The organism is Stenotrophomonas maltophilia (genome assembly GCF_002799245.1).
In the GTDB taxonomy this organism is placed as follows: domain Bacteria; phylum Pseudomonadota; class Gammaproteobacteria; order Xanthomonadales; family Xanthomonadaceae; genus Stenotrophomonas; species Stenotrophomonas maltophilia_S.
The window spans coordinates 965,946-991,304 of record NZ_NEQV01000001.1 but is presented as its reverse complement, the minus strand read 5'-3'; the positions used below and the strand labels follow the sequence as shown (position 1 = coordinate 991,304).

Below are 25,359 nucleotides of genomic sequence, written 5' to 3'. Positions count from 1 at the left end.
TACTGGGGGAGGGCAGGGCGGTGTGGGTTGGCAGGACCGCCCCACCTCTGACAGATTCCCGCGGCTGTTGGTAGGTGTCGACCTTGGTCGACACGCTGGATCCACGCTATGCGTGGATGAATCTCTGCCAGATTTCGAAATCAGAAAATGGGGTCAGATCCGTTTTCCTTTGGAAAACGGATCTGACCCCCATCGGCATGTCCAACAGATCGCGGAGATCTGTCGAAGGCGGGGTGGGTCCGGTTGCGGGGGCGTGAGCCGCATGGATGCGGCGACCGAGCTTACATGGACGTACTTGCAGCGTCCCCCGCAACCGGACCCACCCCGCCAACCCCCAGGAACCCAGCTTTTGCTTCGGCTGTTGCTGTTGCCCTGGCCTGAGGCGGGTGCCGGGTGCAACCCGGCCGATACCCTCCCGGTGCTACGCTGTGGCCACCGACAACCACGGAGGCGGGATGGGGGCGATCGTGTTGTTGCCGCTGTGCGTGGATGATGCCGCGCTCGACCGCTGCCTGGCCGCGCTGGATGCCGGCACCGCACCGGGCACCGCGGTCTGGTTGGCCGATGACGCGCAGACCGGGCCGCGTGCGCAGGCCGTGGTCGAGCACTGGTTGGCGCATACGCCGCTGCAGGCCGAGTACACCCGGCGCGCGCGGCCACTGGGCGAAGTCGCTCATCTGGACGAGATGCTCCGCGCCTGCGACGGCCTGGACGTGGCCGTGCTGGCGCCGGACAGCGTGCCATCACCCGGCTGGTTGCAGCAGTTGCAGGATGCCTTCGCCCGCGATGCCGCCATCGCCACCGCGACCCCCTGGTGCAATGCCGGCGAGACCGCAGCGTGGCCACGGCTGGGCGAGATCAACCCCGAGCCCCATGATCCGGCCCTGCTGGCGCACACCTGCGCCACGTTGCCGACGCTGCACCCGGAGCTGCCATCGGCGGTCACCCATGCGGTGCTGGTGCGTGGCAACGCGCGTCGTCGTGCCGGCGGCCTGGACGTGGACAGCTACGCGGGCTGGAACGCTGCGCTGGTCGACCTCAGCCTGCGCATGGCCGGGCTGGGGTGGCGCAATGTGTTGTGCGAGACCGCCTTCGTCAGCCGGGCAGGGGAGGCGGTCAGCCGCGATGGCGATCTGGAGGCGCTCGCCGCACGCTGGCCAGGCTGGGTGCCACGGCTGGCCGATTTCCTGATGCACGATCCGCTGCACGGGCTGCGCGCCGATCTGCAGCAGCGCATGCGTCAGGCGATAATGCCGCGGGAGCAGGGCGACCTGTTCGTCCCGTCCGCGCCGGAGCCAACCGCTTGAATGTTGCCATTGCCGCCATCGTCGTCACCTACCAGAGTGGCAGCACCATCGACGCCTGCCTCTCGCGCCTGCGCCAGGCGCAGGATGTGGCCGAGATCCGGGTGATCGACAATGGTTCGCTGGATGGCACCCTGGACATCGTGCAGCGCCATGCCAGCCATGATCCACGAGTGCGCTTCGTCGGCAACCCGGACAATCCCGGTTTCGCCGCCGCCAACAACCAGGGCGTGGCCGACTCGCACAGCCCGTGGCTGGCCTTCATCAACCCGGACCTGATGGTCGAGCCGGGCACGCTGGCCGAACTGCGCTCCCGTGCCGAAGCGCTGGGCGACTGCCTGCTGGGCGTCGAACAGGTGGACGAGCATGGCCATGCCGACGAGGCGGTTCGCCGCCGCGATCCGGATTTCCTGATGATGCTGCGTTCGCCCGGCAAGGGCTCGAAGCTGGCGGTTCCGCGCGCGCCGCACCAGGCGCTGCAGCGGGTTCCTGCGCTGTCCGGCGCACTGCTGATGATGCCGCGTGCGCTGTTCGACCGTGTGGGGGGCTGGGACGCGGGCTACCGCCTGCACGCCGAGGACCTGGACCTGTGCCGGCGCGCGCGCGAGGCCGGTGCGGTGGTGGCGATCGCCAACGACCTGCAGGTCACCCATGTGCGCGGTGTCTCCAGCCGCTCGCGGCCGTTCTTCGTGGAATGGCACAAGCACAGGGGCCTGTGGCGCTATTTCCAGAAGTTCGAGGCCGGGCAGCGTTCGCTGCCGGTGCGGGCGGCGGTGTGGGCCGCGATCTGGGCACATGCGCTGATGCTGGTGCCGCGCCTGCTGCGCAGGTCCTTGTAGAGCGGCGCCCATGCTCGGCCCAGGCCGCGCAGCCACGCGTGGCTGCAGGCACCCCGGTTCACCCTGCCGGGCGCATAATCCGCCCCATGCCTATCATCCAGTCCCTGCTCGACACCGACCTGTACAAGTTCACCATGATGCAGGCGGTGCTCCACCAGCATCCCGGCGCCCAGGTGCAGTACCGGTTCAAGTGCCGCACGCCCGGTATCGACCTGGCAAGCTACATCGACCAGATCGACGAAGAAATCGACCACCTGTGCAACCTGCGTTTCAGCGACGCGGAGCTGGACTACATGCGTGGCCTGCGCTTCGTGAAGCCGGACTTCGCCGATTTCCTCGGCCTGTTCCATCTCGACCGCAAGTACATCCAGCTGCGCGCATCGAAGACCGTGCCCGGCGAGATCGAACTGGACATCACCGGCCCGTGGCTGCACACCATCCTGTTCGAAGTGCCGCTGCTGGCGATCATCAACGAAGTCTGGTTCCGCAACACCACCACGGCCGACTTCGCCGAAGGCGAGCGCCGCCTGCAGGCCAAGGCCGCGCTGCTGCGCGATACCCCCGGCTTCGAGCAATGCCGCATCGCTGACTACGGCAGCCGTCGCCGCTACTCGCGTGACTGGCATGCGCGGCTGCTGCCGCTGCTGCGCGATGCGCTCGGCCCGCAGCTGGTCGGCACCAGCAACGTGCACTTCGCGCGCCTGTACGGCATGACCCCGCACGGCACCATGGCCCATGAGTACCTGCAGGCGTTCCAGGCCCTCGGCCCGCGGTTGCGTGATTCGCAGGTGGCGGCACTGGAATCGTGGGCGCGCGAGTACCGCGGCGACCTCGGCATCGCGTTGTCCGATGTGGTCGGCCTGGACGCGTTCCTGCGCGACTTCGACATGTATTTCTGCAAGCTGTTCGACGGCGTGCGCCATGACTCCGGCGATCCGTTCGACTGGGGTGACCGCATGCTGGCGCATTTCCAGCAGCGCCGGGTCGATCCGCGCAGCAAGGTGCTGGTGTTCAGCGATGGGCTCGACATCGCCAAGGTGATGCGCCTGTACGACTACTTCCGTGGCCGCTGCCAGGTCGCGTTCGGTGTCGGCACCCACCTGACCAATGATCTGGGCCCGACACCGCTCAACATCGTCATCAAGATGGTCCGCTGCAACGGCCAGCCGGTGGCCAAGCTCAGCGATTCGCCGGGCAAGAGCATGTGCGACGACCCGGGTTACCTGGCCTATCTGCGCCAGGTCTTCGAGCTGCCGCCGGCGTAAACACGTCGGCCTGCAGCAGGCAGGCTTACAGGTAGTCGACCACTACCAGGTAGGCACCCTGCAGCGGCTGCTGCTTGGCGGCCTGCACGCTGTAGCGCTCGGAGAAGGCGATATCGCCGGCGCGCATCGCGCTGGCCGACACCGACAGCTTCTGGCCCTGGCGCTTGCCATCGCGCAGCGTCGCGGCCTGGCCATCGGCCAGTGCCGTCACGGCCACCGTCGAGCCCTTGGCCGACGGCGGGCAGGCCGCCAGGCTCAGCTCACCCTGGGACAGGTTCGTCGTGCAGCCCGGCTCGGCGATGCGACCGCTGAAACGGATGCTGCCGCTGCTGGCCTGGGCCAGCGCACTGACGGACATCAGGGCCACGCACAGCAGAATGGAGTTCCTCATGACACGTTCTCTGGTTCGGTGTGTCCTAGTTAGCGACAGGATCGATCAACCTTTAATAGGACGATTCTGAATCTGCTAGGGCCATCACCAAGAAAGAGTGATGCGCATCAAGGAAGGTGATTTTCCCTTGAAAAAAGCATGTTTCCGCGAATGCCGAATGCGCCACTCAATGCGACATCAGCAGTCGTCTCTGGCCTGATTGCACCCCCGTCAATTCCCCCACGCACCCGTGGACCGGCTTTCGCCTACCACGTCACATTTAGGGCGTCAATAAATTGTCGTTCAGAAAAATAATGAGACTTTCATCACAGTTGTGCATATACTTGCGTCACGGATTCAGGGGAAGGTATGTCCGAGTCCGGCCACAGGTGAGACGCAAGGATGGGTCTTGTTAGCCCGGCAGTGCTCCTTGCTTCCTCCTCTACTTCTCATCTCTTCAGTAGGGTTAGGTAAAAGCGAATGCACAAGATCAATCTCATTGCCGCTCTGATGCTGGCCGCCGCTCCGCTGGCCGCCAACGCCGCCAACGCCGCCGACGGCACCATCACCTTCAATGGCAAGGTGACCGACAAGACCTGCACCATCTCGACCCCGGGCGGCAAGGACTTCGCCGTCAACCTGCCGACCGTGTCCAAGAACACCCTGGCCACTGCCGGTGCCGTTGCGGGCCGTACCCCGTTCGCCATCAACCTGACCAAGTGCAGCGCCGGCAACGTCGCCACCTACTTCGAGCCGGGTTCGACCGTCGACTTCAACAGCGGCCGTCTGGTCAACCAGGCTTCGGCCAACGCTGCCAACAACGTGCAGCTGCAGCTGCTGGGCTCGAACAACCAGTTCCTGCCGATCAAGGCTGCTGGCGCTGGCCAGGCCCAGACCAACTCGCAGTGGGTCACCGTCGGCACCGACGGCTCGGCCGACCTGAACTACTACGCTGAGTACTACGCCACTGCCGCCGCCACCCCGGGCGACGTCACCAGCAGCGTCAAGTACACGATCATCTACAACTGATCGTCGTCGTACCCGCATTGGCCGGCGTACGCGCCGGCCAGTGCTCCGCGGCCCCTGGCCACACCCCTCGAGCGTAGTACTTCCGATGAAAGCAATCTTTCCCCGGGCGCTGCTGCTGGCAGCGTTCACGCTGCCCTTCTGCCAGAACGCACTGGCCGGCGTGGTGGTCAATGGCACGCGGGTGATCTACCCGGCACAGGCGCGCGAAGTCACCGTGCAGGTCGACAACGTGGGCGATTCGCCCGCACTGGTCCAGGCCTGGATCGACAGTGGCGACGCCAACCAGACCGCCGATACCAGCGATGCTCCGTTCGTGCTGACGCCGCCGATCGCGCGCGTCGAGCCGGGCCGCAGCCAGGCGCTGCGCCTGATCTTCTCCGGCGCACAGCTGCCGACCGATCGCGAGACGGTGTTCTGGCTCAACGTGCTGGACGTACCGCCGTCGCCGGACAACGCCGACAGCGGCGAACAGAATTACCTGCAGGTCGCGTTCCGTTCGCGCCTGAAGCTTTTCTACCGGCCGCAGGGCCTGAAGGGCGTCGCCAACGACGCACCGGCAGCGCTGCGCTGGACCCGCAATGGCGACCGCCTGCGGGTGGAAAACCCCAGCCCCTTCCACGTCACGCTGGCCGAAGTGCATGCCGTGACCGGCAGCAGTGAAAAGGCCGTCGAGGACAAGGGCGCGATGGTTGCGCCGAAGCAGAGCCTGGAGTTCGCCGCACCGGCGGGCACCAACCAGGTGCGCTTCATCACCATCAACGATTACGGCGGCCGGGTCGAGCATACCGTCCGCCTCGGCAGCACCGGGAGCTGAACGCGCCGCGCGGGCCAGGGGCCTGCGCATCCCGCCACCGCCGCCGTGCGGCGAATTGAAGGAATGTCAGTGTGATCGGAAACAGATTGACATTGTCGATCCATCAGGCGCTTTGCCTGTTGGTTGTTGGCGCAGCCTGCCCAGGATGGGCGCTGGCTGCACCGGCCAATCTCGGCGAACAGGCGCTGATGGCGCAGAGTGGTGCGGCCAATGCGCGTGCACCGGAATCGGCCCAGTTCAATTCCAGCTTCCTGTCGGGCCAGGCCAAGCAGGTCGACCTGGCGGCCTTCAGCAACGGCAACCCGATGGTGGCCGGCAGCTACCGTGTCGATGTCTACGTCAACGGTGCCTGGCAGGGCCGTCGTGACCTGCAGTTCAAGGCCGATGCGCAGGGCCATGTCGACGCCTGCCTGCCGCTGCCGATGCTGGAAGAAATGGGCGTGGACAGCGAGGCCGTGCTGCTGCAGCAGGACCCGACGCTGCCGACCGACAAGACCAGCTGCGTGCCGGTGCAGCAGCGCATGGCCAATGCCTATGGTGTCTATGACAGTGGCAACCTGCGCTACGACCTCAGCATCCCGCAGGTGTTCCTGCGTCGTGAGGCGCGCGGCTACGTCAACCCGGCGCTGTGGGACCGCGGCATCAATGCCGGCTTCGTCGGCTACAGCTTCAATGCCATCGACAGCAACAGCCGTGTCGAAGGTGGCCAGCGCAACCGCAGTGCCTACCTCGGCCTCAATGCCGGCCTGAACCTGGGCGGCTGGCAGTTCCGCCACGACTCCAACCTGACCTGGTCCGAGGGCGACGGCCGCCATTGGCAGAGCATCGCCACCTACGCACAGCGCGGCATCCCGCAGGTGCGCGGCATGCTGACCATCGGTGAGGCCTACACCACCGGCGAGCTGTTCGACTCGATCGGTTACCGCGGTGCCAGCCTGGCCAGCGACGATCGCATGCTGCCTGATTCGCTGCGCGGTTACGCGCCGGTCGTGCGCGGCATCGCCGAGACCAACGCGCGCATCGAAGTGCGCCAGAACCAGCAGCTGATCTACTCCTCCACCGTCTCGCCGGGCAGCTTCGTCATCGACGACCTGTACCCGACCGGCTACGGCGGCGACCTGGAAGTGAGCGTGATCGAGGCCGATGGCCGCCGTCGTGAATTCAAGGTGCCGTTCGGCTCGGTGCCGCAGATGCTGCGCGAGGGCGTGTCGCGCTACTCGCTGACCGCCGGCCAGGTGCGCAACAAGCTGCTGGCCGACGAACCCTGGCTGGTGCAGGGCACCTACCAGCGCGGCATCGGCAACCAGCTGACCCTGTACGGCGGCAGCGCGCTGAGCGACGGCTACCTGTCGCTGCTGTACGGTGTCGGCCTGTCCACGCGGGTCGGTGCCTTCGCTGCCGACGTCACCCATGCACGTACCTCCTTCGACCACTACGGCAGCCACACCGGCGCCAGTGTGCGGCTGAGCTACAGCAACATGATCGGCGAGACCGGCACCAACCTGACCCTGGCCGCCTACCGCTACTCGACTGAAGGCTTCTACAGCCTGCAGGACGCGCTGTATGGCCGTGACTCGGACAAGCGCGGCATCGATCCGACCACCCGTGGTCGCCAGCGCAGCCAGTTCCAGGTGACCCTGAACCAGCCGCTGGGCCGCCGCGGTGGTGCGCTGTACGTGACCGGTTCGGTGCGTGACTTCTATGACCGTCCCGGCACCTCCAAGCAGTACCAGGTGGGCTACAACAACGCCTGGCGTTCGGTGAACTACGGCTTCTCGGCGCTGCGCACCGAAGAAGGCGTGCTCGGCCGTTCCGACACCCAGTACCTGCTGTCGATGAGCGTGCCGCTGGGCCGTGGTACCCACCCGGTGTCGTTCAGCGCCGATCTCGGCGTGCGCGACCGCGGTGGCTACGACAACAGCCGCGTCGGCATCACCGGTTCGGCCGGCGTCGACAACAACTTCAGCTACGGCGCAGCCCTGTCCGATTCCCGCGAGGGTGGCACTACCGCGATCGGCAATGCCGAATACCGCAGCCGCTACTCCGCGCTGAACGCCACCTACAGCCACTCGCGTGATTTCCGCCAGGCCTCGGTCGGCGCCAACGGCAGCGTGGTCGTGCATCCGGGCGGCTTCACCTTCACCCCGCAGCGTGGCGACACCATGGTGCTGATCGAAGCACCGGGCGCGCGCGATGCGATCGTCAGCAACGCTCCGGGCCTGCGTGTCGATGGCCGCGGCTACGCGGTGGTGCCGTACGTGTCGCCGTACCGCCTCAACACCGTCACCCTCGACCCGCAGGGCATGGCCCACGACGTCGAGCTGGAAAGCACCAGCCAGTCGATCGCACCGTTCGCCGGTGCCATCAGCTACCTGCGTTTCGACACCCGCAAGGGCAATGCGCTGCTGATCCAGGTGCGCAACCCGGATGGCCGCAGCATGCCGTTCGGCGCGCAGGTCAAGGATGAGCAGGGCCAGCCGGTCGGCATGGTCAGCCAGGGTGGCCGCCTGTACGTGCGCAGTGAAAAGAACCAGGGCCGCCTGCTGGTGGAGTGGGGCGCCGGCGCCGACCAGCGCTGCACCATCGATTACCAGGTTCCGGCGGGCGCCGATGCGTCCAAGACCGGCTTCATCCCGCTGGAGGCAGCATGCCGATGATTTCTTCCCGTCGCCGCAAGGCACTGACAGTCGTTGCGATGCTGGGCGGCGCGCTGCTGGCACAGCAGGCCAGTGCCGCGTGCCGCATCCAGTCCAGCTGGTTCACCGCGCAGGACGTGACCATGGACATGGGCCAGATCGTGATCCTGCCCAGCACGCCGGTCGGTGGCGTGATCAAGGAGATCAGCGAGTCGATCACCCAGCAGAACAGCGTTGCGCGCTGCGACTGGTCCGGTGGCCGTTCCATCGGTGAGTACGTCAACGCAGCGCAGCGGCGGCCGGTTGCCGGTTTCTCCAATGTGTATGAAACCGATGTTGCCGGCGTGGGCATCCGCCTGTTCCGCGATTCCGGCGCCATCCAGACCTACTACCCGCACTCCATCAACTTTGCCGGCAACGCCACCATCTCGCTGATTGGCGGCACCTTCCGCATCCAGCTGATCAAGACCGCCGCGCAGACCGGTTCGGGCGTGATCGCGCCGAACGGCCGCTTCACCACGTACTACTTCGACGGTGATGGTGCCAGTCGCCCGGTACTGACCTCGACCTTCAAGGGCTCGGGCACCACCGTGGTCAGCCCGACCTGCGAAGTGCAGGCCGGCAGCCGCAACATCGCCGTCGACTTCGGCAGCGTGCCCAACACCACCTTCACCGGTGTCGGTTCGCGCGCGGTCGATCGCGATTTCGAGATCCGGCTGAACTGCCAGGGCAGCAACGTCGCCGCCTACCAGAGCAAGATCGGCATCCGCCTGGATGCCGACCAGGACAGCTCGAACATGCCGGGCGTGCTGAAGCTCAGCGCAGCCAGCAACAGTGCGACCCGCATCGGCATCCAGATGGTCCAGCGCGATGGCACCACCGAGCGTGAAGTGCGCTTCGGCCAGACCATCAACGTCGGCACCACCGCGCCGGGGACCAGCGTCATGGCGCTGCCGCTGCGCGCGCGCTATGTGCAGACCCAGGCCGGCACGGTCGGCGCGGGTGTCGCGAACGGCCAGGCCACGTTCACCATCCAGTACGAGTAAGGCCGCCCAGGCGGCTGTCCCTGCTGCGTTCCACCGCAACGTCGCCGGTTCCACGGGCGGCGTTGACTGCGTCTTGATCTTCCAACGATGAAGATCAATGCCACGACGCACGTACCGTCAACTGAGTGTGATGTACGTCGCGAATTTGGAGTTCCCTCATGAGGTGACCGTCTCCTGCCTGCGGGTATTGGACGGGAACGCCGAAAGGATCCAGACGTGGCCACTGCTGCTTGTCTCCCCCCGCGCCGGCCTTCGGGAGCGCCCCGGTGAAGGTCCTGTCGGTGTTTGGCACCCGACCGGAAGCGATCAAGATGGGGCCGCTGGTGCGGGCATTGGCACAGGCCGCGGACATCGAATCGGTGGTCTGCATCACCGGGCAGCACCGGGCGATGCTCGACCAGGTGATGTCGCTGTTCGAGATCACGGCCGACCATGACCTTGATGTCATGGTGCCGAACCAGACCCTCAATGGCCTGTGTTCCAAGCTGTTCGAGCGGCTTGACGCGCTCTACACGCAGGTCCGCCCCGACTACGTGCTGGTGCACGGCGATACCACCACGGCGATGACCGCCGCCCTGGCCGCGTTCCACCACCGCATCCCGATCGGCCATGTCGAGGCCGGCCTGCGCACCGGCGACATCAACCGGCCGTGGCCGGAGGAGATGAACCGGCGGGTGATCGACGTGGTCGGCCATCAGCTGTATGCGCCCACCCCCGGCTCGCGCGCCAACCTGGGCCGCGAGCATCTGGGCGGGCAGATCCTGGTCACCGGCAACACCGTCATCGATGCCCTGCAGCAGACCGTGCAGCGCCTGGATGCCGATCCGGCACTGCGTGCCCGGGCCGACCAACCCTTCCACATGCTCGACCCCGGGCGCCGCCTGCTGCTGGTCACCGGCCACCGCCGCGAGAGCTTCGGCCAGGGCTTCGAGGACATCTGCCGTGCGCTGGCCGAGCTGGCCCGGCGGCCGGACCTGCAGGTGCTGTATCCGGTGCACCTCAATCCGAACGTGCAGGGACCGGTCAACGCCCACCTCGGCAACCTCGACAATGTGCACCTGGTGCCGCCGCAGGACTACCTGCGTTTCGTGCGCCTGATGCAGCGTGCCGATGCCATCCTCACCGACTCCGGTGGTGTGCAGGAAGAAGCGCCGGCCCTGGCCAAACCGGTGCTGGTGATGCGCGACGTCACCGAACGCCCGGAGGCGGTCGAGGCCGGTGTGGTGACGCTGGTCGGCACCACGCCCTCGCGCATCGTCGAGGGCGTCAACGCAGCATTGGCACAGCCCCCGCAGCCGACCCGCTTCGACCCTGATGCCAGCCCCTACGGTGATGGCCGCGCCAGCGCCCGCATCGTCGCAGCCCTGCGCGGCACGCCCCTTCCCGAGTTCTCGCCCGGTCTCCGCAGTGGCGGTGCCGTCCACCCCCATCCGCATGAAGTGACGCCATGACCCAGACCGGCCGCTCTTCCCTGTTTGTTTCCGCCGCCGCGTTCGTCCTGTCGGGCGGGGTCGGCAGTGCCCATGCCGCCGACAGCGTCGCCGGCCAGTTCGCCGAATGGAGTGGCGACAGCACGGTCAACCGGCAGATGACCCTGCGCGAACTCGGCTTCCGCCAGCCGCTGGTGTTGAGCGGGCAGGAGAGCCAGCGCGAGGTCTACCTGCCGGTGCCGGCCGGCGTTGCCACCCGTGATGCGCAGCTGCAGCTCGATGGGCGCTACGTGCGCGGCCACGCCGGGCGTACCTCGGGCCTGTGGTCGGTCGATGGCGATCCCATCGCCGCGCGTTCGATCACCGATGCCCAGGGCGATGCCAGCCAGCTGCTGGCCATCGATGGCGAACCCCGCCAGAACGGGTTCGTGCGGGTCGGTGTCGGCTGGTGGTCGATCGTGTCCGACTACCAGTGTGCCGACCAGAGTGCACCGGCCAACGTGCTGCGGCTGTCGCCAGACTCGCGCTTCAGCTACCGCTTCGACGGCCGCGCCGTGGATACCGTGGCCAAGGCGTGGGGGGCGTTGCCACCGCAGGTGCGCCTGCTGGTGGACGGCAAGGCGCTGCAGGCGCCCGCCTACGACGCGGCCTGGCGCATCGGTACCGCATTGCAGGCCGGTGGCAAGCAGGTACAGGTGGTGGCGCTGCCCAAGGTGGGTGACAGCGTCGACCTGGCCGGCATCAGCATCCCGGCCAGCCTGCAGGGCGTGCCGGCCTATGCCGCGCTGGCTCAGGGCGAGCGTGCGCATGCGATCAAGGATCTGGCCGAAGTGGGTGCGCTGCTGTCGTTGCGTGACAGCGGGCCGTTGGCTGCCGACGTGATGATCGGCAGCGATGCTCTGCGATCCGGCGTACGTGCGGCGCTGGATGCGCTGGCCGCACAGGTCGGCGCGGCTGGCGCTGATGCGGGCGCAGCGTTTGCCGCGTGGCGCGGCACCGACATGGGCGGCCTGGAGAAGCCCGCCGCCAACGCGTCGGTCAGCGTGGTGGCCGTTGCCGGTCGTCCGACGCTGGTGGTCGACCCGACGGCAGCGGGCAAGGTTGCTGGGTTGTTCGCCGAACAGTGGCGGAGCTATGCGCTGGGCCGCAGCCTGCAGGTCAGCGCAGCGGGCACGCCCAGGCTGGACGGTGACCAGGTGCTGCTGAGCCGGCTCGGCAACATCGCCGGCACGATGGATGTGGTCACCCGCGCCGATCGCAGCGCCAGCTTCGATCTCGGCGCGCTGTCGGCCGATGGCCGCCTGCCCGAGCAGGTGGTGATCGATGTTTCGGCGGCCCCCAATGCTGCCGGCCAGGGCGCGGTGGCCACGATCTACTTCAACGACTATCTGCTGGGTGGCAAGGTGCTGTCGGCCAACGGCCAGCCGCAACGGCTGGTGGCCAAGGTACCGGCCTACGCGCTGTCGGCGCGCAACGAGATCCGGGTCAGCTTCCTGCGCCAGCCGGCACGCCCCTACTGCCACGATCCAGCCACCGGCTATCCGGTATCGATCCTGCCCAGCAGCCACCTGACCCTGGCCAAGCGTTCGCTGGGCAGTGATTTCGTCGGTGCCAGCAGCCAGCTGTCACGTGGCAACCAGGTGTTCGTGCCCGGCGCCTGGCTGCAGGATGCGCCGGCATCGCTGGGCAAGGTCATCGCGGTGGCCAGCGCAGTGGGCGCCTCGCCGGAGGCGTCGGAGCTGAAGGTGGTCGATGCCGGTGCCGCGGTCAGCCCGGGCGCACCGTGGCTGGCCTTCGGCGTGGCGCCGGCCGGTGTCGATGTGGCCGGCCTGAAGGACGGCCACCTGCTGATCGGTGGCAAGCCGCAGCCGCTGCTGGATGTCAGCGGCCTGGATCGCGCCGCCGTGGTGCAGGTGGGGTCGTCCGGCGGCCAGCTCGGCGTGCTGTACAGCGACCTGGGCGCTCAGGCGCCGTCGTTCGGCGCGCCGTTCCGGCTGCTGCGGGGCGATCTTGCCGTGCTCGACGGCAGTGATGCCGTGCACGAATTCGACCGCCAGGATCCCTATGGCACGCGTATCGCGCAGGACGGCAATCCGCAATCGAAGTGGGAACGGCACATGGTCTGGCTGCTGCTGCTGGTCGGCGTGATCGTATTCGCGCTGCTGGCCGCCCGCGTCACCCAGGTGCGCCGCCGCAAGTCCGCCAACGCAGGGCATTGATCCACCGTGGACGGTCTGTTCTGGAACATCCAGCTGGCCAACTACTACGCCGCCCTGGAAACCACGGCGGCGGCGGTTGCCGTGCTGATCCTGATCTCCAGCCTCGATGACCTGTTCATCGATGTCTGGTACTGGGTGCGCGAGAGCTGGCGCACGCTCACCATCAAGCGCCGCGATGCGTACCGGCCGTTGACCCAGGAAGACCTGCTGCAGCGGCCGGAACAGCCGCTGGCGATCATGGTGCCGGCGTGGATGGAGTACGACGTCATCGCGCAGATGGTGGAGAACATGATCAATGTGCTCGACTACCGCGAGTACGTCGTGTTTGTCGGCACCTATCCCAACGACCAGCAGACCATCGACGAAGTCGAGCGCATGCGGCGCCGCTACAAGCGCCTGCGCCGCGTGGAGGTACCGCACGACGGGCCGACCAGCAAGGCCGACTGCCTGAACTGGCTGATCCTGGCGATCTTCGATTACGAGAAGCGCCACGACATCGAGTTCGCCGGTGTGATCCTGCACGACAGCGAAGACGTGCTGCACCCGATGGAACTGCGCTTCTACAACTACCTGCTGCCGCGCAAGGACATGATCCAGTTGCCGGTCACTTCGCTGGACCGCGAGTGGTACGAACTGGTTGCCGGTGTCTACATGGACGAGTTCGCCGAATGGCACGCCAAGGACCTGGTGGTGCGCGAGAGCGTATCCGGCATGGTGCCGTCGGCTGGCGTCGGTACCTGCTTCTCGCGGCGCGCGTTGCTGGCGTTGAGTGCGCAGACCGGCAACCAGCCTTTCAACACCGACAGCCTCACCGAGGATTACGATGTTGGTGCGCGGCTGGCGGCGATGGGCATGCAGTCGATCTTCGCCCGCTTTCCGGTGCAGTTCCGCGTGCGCCGTCCCTCGTGGTTCGGCTGGGGGCCCGTGCGCGAGCGCACCCAGCAGATGGCACTGTGCGTGCGCGAGTACTTCCCCGACAATTTCCGCGCCTCGTACCGGCAGAAGGCACGCTGGGTACTGGGCATCGGCCTGCAGAGCTGGGAGTCGCTGGGCTGGCGTGGCTCGCTGGCCACCAAGTACCTGCTGGCGCGCGACCGCAAGGGCATCATCACCTCGTTCGTCAGCATCATCGCCTACATCATTTTCCTGCAGCTGCTGCTGTTCTGGCTGTTGAAGATGACCGGGGTATGGACGATGCAGTTCCCCAGCGTGTTCCAGGCCGGTACCTGGCAGATGAATGTCGCGCTGCTGACCACTGCGGCGCTGGCGACCCGCGTCGTGCAGCGTTTCTACTTCGTCAACCGGTTGTACGGCTGGGAGCATGCGCTGATGTCGATCCCGCGCATGGTGGTCGGCAACATGATCAATTTCATGGCCACCGCCCGTGCGTGGAAGGTGTTCCTGGCCTACCTGCTGTTCGGCAAGCGCATGGTCTGGGACAAGACCATGCACGACTTCCCGGATGCGGCACAGCTGGTGCAGACCCGCAAACAGCTGGGCGAGCTGTTGACCACCTGGCAGGCAGTGGAACCGGAGCGGCTGCAGCAGGCGCTGGAGCAGCAGCATGCCGGGCGGCAGCAGCCGCTGGGCCGCATCCTGCTCACACAGGGTTGGCTGGACGATGAGACCCTGGCCGAGGCGATCGCCTTCCAGGGTGACCTGCAGCGCGCGGTGATCGATGTGGACTACCTGCGGGCCTGCCAGTTCCCGGTCAGTACCGATGCCTGCGTGCAGTGGCGCATGCTGCCGCTGCCGCCGCGCCAGGAAGGGACACTGCGGCTGGCCGTGGCCAGCCCATTGCCCGAAGACGCGTTGGCGCTGCTGAAGCAGGAAACCCACAGCCAGCACATCGAACAGAGCATTGCCCGCGAAAGCGAAATCAACGCCGGCCTGCGCCTGATCGGCGGTGACCGGCACTGGCAGCTGGACGACGTGCCCCTGCTTGGCGACCTGCTGGTGGAAATGCGCCTGATCGACCACGCGCGCTTCGAGATCGCACTGGACGAGTACAAGCCGCAGCGCGATGGCCGCATCGGCGATTACCTGGTCAAGCAGGGCATCACCACCGAAGACGCCGTGGCCCAGGCCATGCAGGAGCAGCGCCGGCGTGCGGCCGCGCTGCAGTCGCCGCCTCCCGGAGCCATGCCGGCATGAAGACCACGCTGCTGTCCACCGTCATTGCCGTGGCACTGGCCGCGGCGGCCGCGCCGGTGCTGGCACAGGCCGATGCCGCACTGCCGCTGTCCGGTGCTGCCTACCGCATTGCCGAGCAGGCGTTCTCCGCCTATGAGCGTGGCGACTACCGCGCGGCTTACCAGCAGTCCACTGAAGCGATCCGGCTGCGCCCGGATGTGGTGCGGCTGCGCCTGCTGCAGATCTATGCGTTGCAGAAACTGGGCCGGGGGGCCGAGGCACAGCAACAGGCGCGTCGTGCACTGGATGCGGGGTTGAAGGATCCGGCCCTGCCGGCGCTGGCTGCTGCCACCGCTGCACGCAGCACCTCCACGGATGGCAGCAGTGCGCGCGCTGCATCTCCCTCGCGTCCGGTCGGCAGTGCCGCAGACCGCAGCCGGCAGCAGGCCTACGCGCTGGCCACCGGGGCCTACGCCGCCTATGACGCCGGACGCATGGGAGAGGCGGCCAGCAAGGCCGAGCAGGCCTTCCGGCAGCAGCCGAATCAGGGCGCCTGGGCGTTGCTGTGGGTGGCTGCGCTGGAGGCGCAGCAGCAGCCCGAACAGGCCGACGCTGCCATTGCCACCGCGCTGCAGCTGGGCGCGCCGAATGGCGAGGCGCTGCGTACCCGGCGTGTGGCGCTGAACCACCAGCGCGCGCTGCTGCAGGCCCAGCAGGCATATCGATCGCTGTCCACGCAGGACGATGCTGCTGCCGTCGCGCAGGCGCGTGCCGCCGTCGAGCTCGCACCGGAGGTCGCCTCGTATCGGTTGCTGCTGATCACCGCGCAGCTGCAACAGGGGCAGTTGGCCGACGCCGAGCGCAGTGCCGACCAGGCCTTGCAGGCTGACGGCCAGGATCTCAACGCGCGGGTGATGCGCGGCTATCTGCGCCAGCGGCAAGGCAATACCGTGCTCGCCAACGAGGACTTCGACGCCGCGCTCGCCACGCCAGGAGCAACAACGCAGCAGCGCAACGTGCGCCTGCTGGCGGTGGATGCGGCCCTGGCCGCCGGCGATCGCGCCCGTGCGGCTGCACTGATGGTGCCGCTGCAGGGGGAGGCGCCTGCAGGTGGGAGCGACGCACGGGCACAGCAGCTGCTGCAGCAGGGCATCGAGCAGCGCACCAGGGCGATCGGTTCCAGTCACGAGCTTCCGCGGATGACTGCGCAGGCCTATCCGGCGCCGTTCCAGTACTGCGAGCCTGGTGACAGCGGCAACGTCTGCGAGCTGATGCCGGCGGACCTGCAGGGTGACGGAGGCGCTGCACAACGCGCCTATGCAGCCTACGCGCGGCAGGACTATGCCGAGGCCATTGGCGCAGCGCGCCAGGCGCTGCAGGCCGCACCGGACGACACGCAGCTGCAGGAGCTGCTGACCACCACGCTGGCGGCGGGCAACCGCAGCCAGCAGGATGAAGCGCGGCAGCGCCTGGATACGGCACTGGCACAGCATCCTGCCGACGCCGGGCTGCTGATGCAGCGTGGCTACCTCAACCAGAAGGCGCGCGAACCGGCGCGCGCGCTGGCCGATTTCCGTGCCGCCGAGGCGACCGGCAATGCACCGAAGAGCGTCGTGCTCGACCAGGCGTACGCGAGTGCGGCCAACGGCGATCATCCACAGGCGGTGACGCTGCTGCGCAGCGCCATTGATCGCGCCGATGCCGGTGAGCTGCCGCTGGATGAGCACCAGCGCTACAACGTGCGTGATGCCATCGCCAACTACTCGCGCGAGTGGGGCGTGATCGCCTCGGCCGGTTTCCGTGGCGCGCGCCAGGCGGCGACCAATGTCGGCGGCGCGGCGATCAGTACGCCGGGCGATTCGGTGTTCAGCACGCTGGAAGCGTTCTGGCGGCCCCCGGCTTTCAACGACCAGCACGGCACGCTGGAGCTCTACGTGCGACTGCTCAACACCCTGTACGACCAGGGCGGCACCTACGAATCGATCCGCGCGGTGGATCCATGCACCGGCGAATCGACCCCGGACGCACGCGCACGCGCCGAGCGTCTCAGCCATTCGCGTTCAACCACTGGCTGGCCGTCCACCATCGCCTCGTTCGGCATGCGCTACGCCTTCGGCCAGACCGGCCTGAGCGCCGGCATCGAGCGCCGCCAGTTTCTCGGCAGCGCCACCCGCTCGGGCGATGTCTATCCTGCATCGGCGGCTGTGCAGTGCAGCCTGCAGCTGGCCCTGAACCCACCACTGGAAACCAGCACACTGGCCCGCTACCGCTTGGCCAGCGGTTCCGGTGGCTGGATGTCCTACCTGACCTACGGCTATTACCACGGCACCGACCTGCGCACCGATGTGAACCAGTGGTGGATGGTCAGCGGCTACGCGCAGGGCGGCTACACCTGGGATGACAACAGCGCGCATTTCACCCTGGACGCAGTCGATGCCAGCGGCACGCCGGTGCGGCGGATCGGCGATGCGAACGGGCGCCTGCACCGCGAACAGTGGTTCGCTGCCGGTGAACTGCGCGCCGGCCGCAGCTTCCGCTTTGGTGCCGGACAGACCCACTGGGTGGTCACGCCGTACGTGGTGGTGGGGGCGGACTGGCTGGACCAGCGCTCGCGCGTGCGCGACATCCGTTACCCGCTGTTCCCGGCGCAGTCGTTCGCGCTCAACGATACGCAGCGCAGCTGGTCACTCGGCGCGGGGCCGGGCGTGGGCGTGCGCTACTGGTTCCGCGAGGATCACTACAATACGCCGCGCTCCTACCTGGACCTGACCGTGCAGTACCGCTTCGCGATCGGTGGCGGTGATACGCAGCGTGCCAAGGGCCTGTTCGCCACCGCCATCCTCTACTACTGAGGCAGGCCCCAGCGTCGCCGCAGCGCCGCGGCCTGCGGCGTGTCCTGGCTCAGCCACGGCTCCAGCGCATAGACCAGTACATGCTGTGCGCCGCTGCCGTGCGCCCACGCCAGCTGCCGTTGGATACGTGCGGCATCGGCGGTTTCGCCCTTGAATCCGCTGCCATCAGCAGCGCCGCCGGGCAGCTCACGGAACAGCTCGACGATCGCATCGAAGCCGATGCCGTGTGCGTGGAAATGATCGAGCAACGGCTGAAGCTGCTGCACATTGCCGGCACCGGCCACTCCCACGCCGTCCTGCACCATGGGTCGCACGGCCGCGTGTGCACGTACTGCCTGCCACAGCGTGACCAGGTTGCCATCGGTCTGCAGGCGGCTGAAGTAACAGGAGATCGCGCAGTCACCGCCGCGCGCGCTGGCGGCCTGCACCAGCCCGTGCAGCCACTGCGCCAGCCATTGCTGGCGGGCCGGATCGGCCCAGTGGTACTGCTCCAGTTCGTAGGGCAGGTACCAGCCCCCGAAGGCCGGCTGCTGTGCCCAGGGGGCCTGTGCCAACCAGCTGCGTGCATGCGCCAGGCTGTCGGCCAGGAATGCCTGCAGCGTGGCATCGTCGGCACCGATGGCCTGCCACCAGCGTTGCTGGAAGGGCAGGCCGACGCGGATGCGGAGGTTGTTCTCGCTGGCCGCGGTGAACAGTTGCTGCAGGCTGCTGTCGGGCAGTGACCAGTCGCCCTCGCTGCCACCGAGGATGCCGGTCCATTGCAGCACCAGCTGCCGGCAGCCCAGCACATGTGCCAGCTTCAACGAGCGCTGCCAGTCGGCCAGGCCCCACTGCAGATGGCTGCGCCATGGCTGCAGGAAGGTGCCATCGATCTGCACCGGCAGCGAGCAGCCGGGCAGGGTGGCGAGCGCACCGGCCAACGGCGCCAGCATCGCCGCACGCAGCAGCCGGCGGCGCAACGGCGAAGACGGATCTGCGGGAAGGTCGGGCCGAACCATGCCCGCATCATCCCAGAGCACCGTGCGTGGCAGGTGAATCGCCACCCGGTAGTGCCGGCCGCTGGCCGGCATCGCCTGCCGATTATTCCAGCGCGTAGCGCAGGGTGAACAGCACCGCCACCAGCCACACCGCCGGATGCACTTCGCGCCAGCGGCCGGTGCCCGCCTTCAGCGCGGCATAGGCGATGAAGCCGAACGCCAGGCCGTTGGCGATGGAGTAGGTGAACGGCATCGCCAGCGCGCACAGTGCGGCCGGCACCGATTCGGTCAGGTCGCTCCAGTCCACTTCCACCAGTTCGCGCAGCATCAGGCCGGCCACGAACAGCAGCGCAGGTGCGGTGGCATAGCTGGGTACCATCGCCGCCAGCGGCGAGAACAGCAGCGCGGCCAGGAACAGTGCCGATACCACCAGCGCGGTCAGGCCGGTACGGCCGCCTACCTGCACGCCCGAGGCGCTTTCAGCGAACGCGGTGGTGCTGCTGGTGCCGAGCATCGAACCGGCCACGATCGCGGTGCTGTCGGCCAGCAGGGCACGGCCAAAACGCTTCTGCGCGCCCGGCAGCTTCAGCAGGCCGGCACGACCGACCACGCCGTACAGGGTGCCGGTGGCATCGAACACTTCCACCAGCACGAACACCAGCACCACTTGCAGCAGCACCGCGATCGGCGCACCACCGTCATGGTGCAGCAGGCCCGGCAGGTCCAGCTGCAGGAAGGTGGGGGCCAGGCTCGGCGGCAGCGAGACCAGGCCCTGGTACTGCACGTCGCCCAATGCCCAGCCAGCGCCGGTCACTGCCAGGATGCCGATCAGGATCGCACCGCGGATGCGGCGCGCTTCCAGCACCGCGATCAGCAGGAAGCCGGCCAATGCCAGCAGTGGCGGCGCCGTGTTCAACGGGCCCAGCGCCACCAGCGTGTCTTCATTGCCGACGATCACGCCGGACTTCTGCAGCGCGATGATCGCCAGGAACAGGCCGATGCCGGCCACGATCGCCGAGCGCAGCGACGAAGGAATGCCCGACACCAGCCATGCCCGCACGCCGGTCAGCGACAGCACCAGGAACACCAGTCCGGAGATGAACACCGCACCCAGTGCCTGCTGCCACGGCAGCCCGGCGGCGCCGACCACGGTGAAAGCGAAGAACGCGTTCAGGCCCATGCCCGGTGCCATGCCGACCGGGAAGTTGGCGGCCAGCGCCATCACCGCCGAACCCAGCGCAGCAGCCAGGCAGGTAGCCACGAACACCGCACCCGCATCCATGCCGGTGGTGCCGAGGATCTCGGGGTTCACGAAGACGATGTAGGACATCGTCAGGAAGGTGGTGACACCGGCCAGCAGCTCGGTACGCACGGTGGTGCCGTGCTGCTGCAGCTGGAACAGGCGCTCGAACAGGGACATGGGGGATCTCACAACAATAATTGGAGTCACCACCAACGGTGGTGACCCACCAGAAGAAGAAAGGCCGCGCGAGCGCGGCCTTTCCTGTTGCCTTACTTCAGTGCCTTGAAGCGCAGGCGCTTCGGCGCAGCGTCGTCGCCCATGCGGCGGCGCTTGTCTTCTTCGTACTCGCGGTAGTTGCCCTGGAAGAACTCCACGTGCGAGTCGCCTTCGAACGCCAGGATGTGGGTCGCGATGCGATCCAGGAACCAGCGGTCATGCGAGATGACGAAGGTGTTGCCCGGGAACTCCAGCAGCGCATCTTCCAGCGCACGCAGGGTTTCGATGTCCAGGTCGTTGGACGGTTCGTCGAGCAGCAGCACGTTGCCACCCTGCAGCAGGGTCTTGGCCATGTGCAGGCGGCCACGCTCACCACCGGACAGCGAACCGACCATCTTCTGCTGGTCCTGGCCCTTGAAGTTGAAGCGGCCGATGTAGGCGCGCGACTGGATCTCGATGCCGTTGATGTTGAGGATGTCCAGGCCGCCAGCGATTTCCTGGAAGACGTTGTGGTTGCCTTCCAGCGCGTCGCGGCTCTGGTCCACGTAGGACAGCTTCACGGTCGGGCCGACCACGATCTCGCCGGTGTCCGGCTTTTCCTGGCCGGTGATCATCTTGAACAGGGTCGACTTACCGGCACCGTTCGGGCCGATGATGCCGACGATGGCGCCGGCCGGCACCAGGAAGTTCAGGTTGTCGAACAGCAGGCGGTCGCCGAACTTCTTGGAGACGTTCTTGAACTCCATCACCGCATTGCCCAGGCGCTCGCCCGGCGGGATGAAGATTTCGTTGGTCTCGTTGCGCTTCTGGTAATCGACCGACTGCAGCTCTTCCAGGCGGGCCAGACGGGCCTTGCCCTTGGTGCGGCCGCCCTTGGCGTTCTGGCGCGACCACTCCAGTTCCTTCTGGATCGCCTTCTGGCGGGCCTTTTCCTGGTTGTCTTCCTGCTTCAGGCGCTCATCCTTCTGGGTCAGCCAGTCGGTGTAGTTGCCCTTCCACGGAATGCCGCGGCCGCGGTCCAGTTCCAGGATCCACTCGGCGGCGTTGTCCAGGAAGTAGCGATCGTGGGTGACCGCCACCACGGTGCCGGTGTAGCGCGCCAGGAACTGTTCCAGCCATTCCACCGACTCGGCGTCGAGGTGGTTGGTCGGTTCGTCGAGCAGCAGCATGTCCGGCTTCTGCAGCAGCAGGCGGCACAGCGCCACGCGGCGCTTCTCACCACCGGACAGCTTGCCGACGATGGCATCCCACGGCGGCAGGCGCAGCGCATCGGCGGCCACGTCCAGCTGGTTTTCCAGGGTGTGCGCGTCGCCAGCGGCCAGGATCGCCTCCAGGCGCTCCTGTTCCTTGGCCAGCGCGTCGAAGTCGGCGCCTTCCTCGGCGTAGGCCAGGTACACCGCGTCCAGCGCGGCCTGCGCCTGCAGCACTTCGCCCACGCCTTCCTCGACCGCTTCACGCACGGTCTTGGTCGGGTCCAGTTCCGGCTCCTGCGCCAGGTAGCCGACCTTGATACCGGCCTGCGGGCGGGCTTCGCCCTCGAAATCGGTGTCCACGCCGGCCATGATCTTCAGCACGGTGGACTTGCCGGCGCCGTTCAGGCCCAGCAGGCCGATCTTCGCGCCCGGGAAGAAGGACAGCGAGATGTCCTTGATGATCTGCCGCTTGGGCGGGACCACCTTGGACACGCGGTTCATGGTGTAGATGTATTGCGAGGACATGAGGTCTCCGTAGGCGCGGCCCTGCGCCCGACCCGTCACGGGAACATCCCGTTGCGGCAGCGGGCACAGACTGAAAAGGAATACCGCCAATTATAGCCGGAACCGGTTCGCGGCCGCGCCGTGCAGGCGCCGCCGGGCTGGCCGTGGCCTGAATACCTCGTCACAGTCCTGCAGCGGGAAGCGTTTCCAGCCGGAGACCGTTCAGATCAGGTGCGCAATATGGGCTCACCAACCACCCATGCAGAGGTCTGACATGCGCATCAATCGAGTAATGGCCGGCGCCGTGGCCTCTGTGCTGGCGCTCGGCGCCGTGGCCCCGGCCTTCGCCGACAACGATCACCGTGACCGCCGCGAATGGCGCCAGGATCGCCGTGACTGGGAGCGCGACCGCCGCGAGGCCCGGCGCGACTACCGCCAGGACCGCCGTGAATGGCACCGCGACCATGACCGCTACTACCGCCCGGCACCGCCGCGCGTGGTCTATCGCCCGGCCTATGGCCCCGGCTACGGCTGGCAGGTCGGCCACCGCTATCGCGACTACTACCGCGGCCCGGTCTATGTCGTGAACGACTATCCGCGCTACCACCTGCGCCGCCCGCCGTATGGGCACCAGTGGATCCGCGATGACCGCGGCAACATGCTGCTGGTCGCCATCGCCACCGGCGTGATCGCCCAGTACGTGCTCAGCAGCCGCTGAGGATCGCGGCCGGGGCCGGATCCCTCTGCAACGGCAAGGGTTCCGACCCCGCAACGCCAGTCGAAACCATACGGGGCCGGATTCCTTCGGGAATGCCGGCCCCGTCTGTTTCGGCCCCAGCAGGCCGGTGCGGGGCTACAATCGAGGGCTGAGTCGTACCCCTTTCCCTGCCTGCTGGAGTACCCGATGTTCCCGCGTGACGTCCGCATCGAATCCTACGATCCCGAACTGGCCAAGGCCATCGCCGCTGAGACCCAGCGCCAGGAAGACCACGTCGAGCTGATCGCCAGCGAGAACTACACCAGCCCGGCGGTGATGGAAGCCCAGGGCAGCCAGCTGACCAACAAGTATGCCGAAGGCTACCCGGGCAAGCGCTACTACGGTGGCTGCGAATACGTGGACATCGCCGAGCAGCTGGCGATCGACCGCCTCAAGCAGCTGTTCGGCGCGGGCTCCACAGACGATATGTACGCCAACGTGCAGCCGCACAGCGGCTCGCAGGCCAACCAGGCCGTGTACTTCGCCCTGCTGCAGCCGGGTGACACCATCCTCGGCATGAGCCTGGCCCATGGCGGCCACCTCACCCACGGTGCCAAGGTCAACGCCTCGGGCAAGCTGTTCAACGCCGTGCAGTACGGCGTGAACGACCAGGGCCTGATCGATTATGACGAAGTCGAGCGGCTGGCCCTGGAGCACAAGCCGAAGATGGTCGTGGCCGGCTTCTCGGCCTACTCGCAGGTGATCGACTGGGCGCGCTTCCGCGCCATCGCCGACAAGGTCGGTGCCTACCTGTTCGTCGACATGGCCCATGTCGCAGGCCTGGTTGCCGCTGGCGTCTACCCGAGCCCGCTGGAGCACGCGCACGTGGTCACCTCGACCACCCACAAGACCCTGCGCGGCCCGCGCGGCGGCATCATCGTCGCCAAGGGCGCCGACGAAGATCTGGTCAAGAAGCTGCAGTCGATCGTGTTCCCGGGCATCCAGGGCGGTCCGCTGATGCACGTCATCGCCGGCAAGGCCGTGGCCTTCAAGGAAGCGCTGGAACCGGGCTTCAAGGCCTATCAGCAGCAGGTGGTGAAGAACGCCCAGGCGATGGCCAACACGCTGATCGCGCGCGGCTACAAGATCGTCTCCGGCGGCACCCAGAACCACCTGATGCTGGTCGACATGATCGGCAAGGACGTGTCCGGCAAGGACGCGGAAGCCGCGCTGGGCAAGGCCCACATCACCGTCAACAAGAACTCGGTGCCGAACGACCCGCGCTCGCCGTTCGTGACCTCGGGCCTGCGCCTGGGTACCCCGGCAGTGACCACCCGCGGCTACGTCGAACAGGATTGCGTGGACCTGGCCAACTGGATCGCCGACGTGCTCGACGCGCCGAGCGATGATGCCGTCATCGCCCGCGTGCGCGACGCGGTCAGCGCGCAGTGCCGCAAGTACCCGGTCTACGGCTGATCGGGTAGTGGGGTCGGATCCCTTCCCATGAGGAAGGGATCGGGCCCCGCCATCAGCAACCCTGCAATCCCGCGCATGGATGAGCGCCGCCTCAAGTACCTGTACACCGCGCTGGCGGTGGTATTCGGCCTGCCCAGTCTGGCGATGGGGGGCATGGTCGCCGCGATGTTCCTGCTGCTCGGCCTGCAGTCTTTCGGCCGCAACAGCGACCCCAACCTGGTGCTGCTGTCGTGGGGCCTGGCCGGTGTTGCCGGCTGCCCGGCGTGGCTGTGGCTCAGCGCCGGCTATCTGCTGCAGGGCCGGGCAGGCCTGCAGGTGCGCACGATGTGGTGGTGGCTGTTGCTGATGGGTGGCCTGGCCGCATTACCCGTCCTTGGGTTGGCCGCCTGGGCCGGATTCCAGGAGGGCCATACCGCGTTGGAGCTGCTGCTGCTGGGCCCGTCGATGCTGGTACCGGCCGCGATGCTGGTGTGGCTCAAGCGCCGCGCATGACGCGGCTCATCGAAGGAAATCGAACGCATGGATGAGCGTCATCACAAACGCTGGATGGCCATTGCCGGCCTGCTGGTGGGCCTGCCCACCGTGGCGGCAGGCGGCACGGGGGCCGTGCTGGGGTTGATGGTCGTACTGGACGGCAAGTACCTGTCGGGCGATGAGCACACGCTGCTGCTGTTGTGGTCGTCGGCCGGAATCATCGGCCTGCTGTCGTGGTTGTGGCTGAGCGGCCTGTTCCTGTGGCGCGGCCTTGCCGGCCTGCGCCGGTCACCCATTGTCGCCTGGGGCGGCCTGGCGCTGGGAGTGCTGGCCGCGTTGGGCGTGGTCGCCGCCACTCTGTACTTCACCTTCAGGCGGGGAGAAATCTCGACATTGGGCTTCCTCGGGTTCGGCCCGCCTCTGTTGGTGATGGCGGGGCATCTGGCATGGCTGCGCTGGGCACGCGCAGCCTCGACACCGCCCGCTCCCGGTTGAGAAGGTCGTGCCGAGCGCACTGGACGCGCTGGTTGGCTGGAATGCAGGGGCTTCCGCGCAGACAGCATTTGCTGCTGCGCCCCTTCTCAGGTACCTTTGCGACGCTGCCATGAACGTGGCGATTAGATTGCCTCTGAGCCAGGCGTT

Annotated in this window: 19 protein-coding genes; 15 read left to right on the top strand and 4 right to left on the bottom strand. The window is 67.3% G+C overall.

Translation table 11 applies throughout. The features are described 5' to 3' along the window. Nucleotides 1-455: 455 nt before the first annotated feature. The 3 genes from B9Y64_RS04735 to pncB all read left to right on the top strand — a co-directional run bounded on the left by B9Y64_RS04735 (nucleotide 456) and on the right by pncB (nucleotide 3,408). The gene (locus tag B9Y64_RS04735; RefSeq protein ID WP_100439670.1) at nucleotides 456-1,307 is read left to right on the top strand and encodes a glycosyltransferase family 2 protein; all 852 of its coding nucleotides are present in this window, start codon (nucleotides 456-458) and stop codon (nucleotides 1,305-1,307) included. Next, nucleotides 1,304-2,143, top strand: coding sequence for a glycosyltransferase family 2 protein (locus B9Y64_RS04730; protein WP_100439669.1), 840 nt, complete (start codon nucleotides 1,304-1,306; stop codon nucleotides 2,141-2,143). The genes B9Y64_RS04735 and B9Y64_RS04730 overlap by 4 nt, the downstream gene beginning before the upstream one ends. 86 nt (nucleotides 2,144-2,229) lie before the next feature. Beyond that, nucleotides 2,230-3,408, top strand: a complete 1,179-nt coding sequence (gene pncB, locus B9Y64_RS04725; RefSeq protein ID WP_100439668.1) for a nicotinate phosphoribosyltransferase — start codon at nucleotides 2,230-2,232, stop codon at nucleotides 3,406-3,408. A 25-nt stretch (nucleotides 3,409-3,433) separates the two neighbouring features. On the opposite strand, the gene B9Y64_RS04720 is transcribed toward pncB, so the two are convergent. Continuing rightward, nucleotides 3,434-3,799 (bottom strand): hypothetical protein, encoded by a 366-nt coding sequence (locus B9Y64_RS04720; RefSeq protein ID WP_049468305.1) that lies wholly within the window; start codon nucleotides 3,797-3,799, stop codon nucleotides 3,434-3,436. Between the two features lie 459 nt (nucleotides 3,800-4,258). Here B9Y64_RS04720 and B9Y64_RS04715 point away from each other — a divergent pair, with 459 nt between their 5' ends. From B9Y64_RS04715 to B9Y64_RS04680, 8 genes are all read left to right on the top strand, one after another. After that, nucleotides 4,259-4,807 (top strand): fimbrial protein, encoded by a 549-nt coding sequence (locus B9Y64_RS04715; RefSeq protein ID WP_100439667.1) that lies wholly within the window; start codon nucleotides 4,259-4,261, stop codon nucleotides 4,805-4,807. 85 nt (nucleotides 4,808-4,892) lie between these two features. Further along, nucleotides 4,893-5,621, top strand: coding sequence for a fimbrial biogenesis chaperone (locus tag B9Y64_RS04710; RefSeq protein ID WP_100439666.1), 729 nt, complete (start codon nucleotides 4,893-4,895; stop codon nucleotides 5,619-5,621). Nucleotides 5,622-5,713: 92 nt separating this feature from the next. Next, nucleotides 5,714-8,278, top strand: coding sequence for a fimbria/pilus outer membrane usher protein (locus tag B9Y64_RS04705; RefSeq protein ID WP_100439665.1), 2,565 nt, complete (start codon nucleotides 5,714-5,716; stop codon nucleotides 8,276-8,278). After that, complete coding sequence (locus tag B9Y64_RS04700; RefSeq protein WP_100439664.1) at nucleotides 8,269-9,303, top strand: fimbrial protein; 1,035 nt, start codon at nucleotides 8,269-8,271, stop codon at nucleotides 9,301-9,303. The genes B9Y64_RS04705 and B9Y64_RS04700 overlap by 10 nt, the downstream gene beginning before the upstream one ends. A gap of 266 nt (nucleotides 9,304-9,569) precedes the next feature. Then, nucleotides 9,570-10,754, top strand: a complete 1,185-nt coding sequence (wecB, locus tag B9Y64_RS04695) for a non-hydrolyzing UDP-N-acetylglucosamine 2-epimerase (RefSeq protein ID WP_100439663.1) — start codon at nucleotides 9,570-9,572, stop codon at nucleotides 10,752-10,754. Further along, on the top strand, nucleotides 10,751-12,952 hold the full coding sequence (locus tag B9Y64_RS04690) for a hypothetical protein (RefSeq protein WP_100439662.1): 2,202 nt from the start codon (nucleotides 10,751-10,753) through the stop codon (nucleotides 12,950-12,952). The genes wecB and B9Y64_RS04690 overlap by 4 nt, the downstream gene beginning before the upstream one ends. Before the next feature lie 6 nt (nucleotides 12,953-12,958). Then, nucleotides 12,959-15,106, top strand: coding sequence for a glycosyl transferase family protein (locus tag B9Y64_RS04685; RefSeq protein ID WP_100439661.1), 2,148 nt, complete (start codon nucleotides 12,959-12,961; stop codon nucleotides 15,104-15,106). Beyond that, nucleotides 15,103-17,937, top strand: a complete 2,835-nt coding sequence (locus tag B9Y64_RS04680) for an NfrA family protein (RefSeq protein WP_100439660.1) — start codon at nucleotides 15,103-15,105, stop codon at nucleotides 17,935-17,937. Before B9Y64_RS04685 ends, B9Y64_RS04680 begins: the two co-directional genes overlap by 4 nt. Here B9Y64_RS04680 and B9Y64_RS04675 read toward each other — a convergent pair. The 3 genes from B9Y64_RS04675 to ettA all read right to left on the bottom strand — a co-directional run bounded on the left by B9Y64_RS04675 (nucleotide 17,931) and on the right by ettA (nucleotide 22,091). Continuing rightward, the gene (locus tag B9Y64_RS04675) at nucleotides 17,931-18,935 is read right to left on the bottom strand and encodes a DUF4434 domain-containing protein (RefSeq protein WP_202909040.1); all 1,005 of its coding nucleotides are present in this window, start codon (nucleotides 18,933-18,935) and stop codon (nucleotides 17,931-17,933) included. The two genes, B9Y64_RS04680 and B9Y64_RS04675, sit on opposite strands and share 7 nt — an antisense overlap. Nucleotides 18,936-19,017: 82 nt before the next feature. Beyond that, entirely contained in the window at nucleotides 19,018-20,334 is a 1,317-nt protein-coding gene (locus tag B9Y64_RS04670) for an NCS2 family permease (RefSeq protein WP_005408048.1), read from the bottom strand. Between the two features lie 92 nt (nucleotides 20,335-20,426). Continuing rightward, on the bottom strand, nucleotides 20,427-22,091 hold the full coding sequence (gene ettA, locus B9Y64_RS04665; RefSeq protein WP_100439659.1) for an energy-dependent translational throttle protein EttA: 1,665 nt from the start codon (nucleotides 22,089-22,091) through the stop codon (nucleotides 20,427-20,429). Nucleotides 22,092-22,344: 253 nt separating this feature from the next. Here ettA and B9Y64_RS04660 point away from each other — a divergent pair, with 253 nt between their 5' ends. The 4 genes from B9Y64_RS04660 to B9Y64_RS04645 all read left to right on the top strand — a co-directional run bounded on the left by B9Y64_RS04660 (nucleotide 22,345) and on the right by B9Y64_RS04645 (nucleotide 25,212). Further along, complete coding sequence (locus B9Y64_RS04660) at nucleotides 22,345-22,788, top strand: RcnB family protein (protein WP_100439658.1); 444 nt, start codon at nucleotides 22,345-22,347, stop codon at nucleotides 22,786-22,788. A gap of 186 nt (nucleotides 22,789-22,974) precedes the next feature. Then, complete coding sequence (glyA, locus tag B9Y64_RS04655) at nucleotides 22,975-24,243, top strand: serine hydroxymethyltransferase (RefSeq protein WP_100439657.1); 1,269 nt, start codon at nucleotides 22,975-22,977, stop codon at nucleotides 24,241-24,243. 75 nt (nucleotides 24,244-24,318) lie between these two features. Beyond that, nucleotides 24,319-24,735, top strand: a complete 417-nt coding sequence (locus B9Y64_RS04650; protein ID WP_100439656.1) for a hypothetical protein — start codon at nucleotides 24,319-24,321, stop codon at nucleotides 24,733-24,735. A gap of 27 nt (nucleotides 24,736-24,762) precedes the next feature. Continuing rightward, nucleotides 24,763-25,212 (top strand): hypothetical protein, encoded by a 450-nt coding sequence (locus B9Y64_RS04645; RefSeq protein WP_100439655.1) that lies wholly within the window; start codon nucleotides 24,763-24,765, stop codon nucleotides 25,210-25,212. Nucleotides 25,213-25,359 lie beyond the last annotated feature (147 nt).

Bases quoted from the DNA above. Each gene is read 5' to 3' on its own strand.
- B9Y64_RS04735 (WP_100439670.1), top strand. From the start codon at position 456: ATGGGGGCGATCGTGTTGTTGCCGCTGTGCGTGGATGATGCCGCGCTC.
- pncB (WP_100439668.1), top strand. From the start codon at position 2,230: ATGCCTATCATCCAGTCCCTGCTCGACACCGACCTGTACAAGTTCACC.
- B9Y64_RS04720 (WP_049468305.1), bottom strand. From the start codon at position 3,799: ATGAGGAACTCCATTCTGCTGTGCGTGGCCCTGATGTCCGTCAGTGCG.
- B9Y64_RS04715 (WP_100439667.1), top strand. From the start codon at position 4,259: ATGCACAAGATCAATCTCATTGCCGCTCTGATGCTGGCCGCCGCTCCG.
- B9Y64_RS04710 (WP_100439666.1), top strand. From the start codon at position 4,893: ATGAAAGCAATCTTTCCCCGGGCGCTGCTGCTGGCAGCGTTCACGCTG.
- B9Y64_RS04700 (WP_100439664.1), top strand. From the start codon at position 8,269: ATGCCGATGATTTCTTCCCGTCGCCGCAAGGCACTGACAGTCGTTGCG.
- B9Y64_RS04690 (WP_100439662.1), top strand. From the start codon at position 10,751: ATGACCCAGACCGGCCGCTCTTCCCTGTTTGTTTCCGCCGCCGCGTTC.
- B9Y64_RS04680 (WP_100439660.1), top strand. From the start codon at position 15,103: ATGAAGACCACGCTGCTGTCCACCGTCATTGCCGTGGCACTGGCCGCG.
- B9Y64_RS04675 (WP_202909040.1), bottom strand. From the start codon at position 18,935: ATGGTTCGGCCCGACCTTCCCGCAGATCCGTCTTCGCCGTTGCGCCGC.
- B9Y64_RS04670 (WP_005408048.1), bottom strand. From the start codon at position 20,334: ATGTCCCTGTTCGAGCGCCTGTTCCAGCTGCAGCAGCACGGCACCACC.
- ettA (WP_100439659.1), bottom strand. From the start codon at position 22,091: ATGTCCTCGCAATACATCTACACCATGAACCGCGTGTCCAAGGTGGTC.
- B9Y64_RS04660 (WP_100439658.1), top strand. From the start codon at position 22,345: ATGCGCATCAATCGAGTAATGGCCGGCGCCGTGGCCTCTGTGCTGGCG.
- glyA (WP_100439657.1), top strand. From the start codon at position 22,975: ATGTTCCCGCGTGACGTCCGCATCGAATCCTACGATCCCGAACTGGCC.
- B9Y64_RS04650 (WP_100439656.1), top strand. From the start codon at position 24,319: ATGGATGAGCGCCGCCTCAAGTACCTGTACACCGCGCTGGCGGTGGTA.
- B9Y64_RS04645 (WP_100439655.1), top strand. From the start codon at position 24,763: ATGGATGAGCGTCATCACAAACGCTGGATGGCCATTGCCGGCCTGCTG.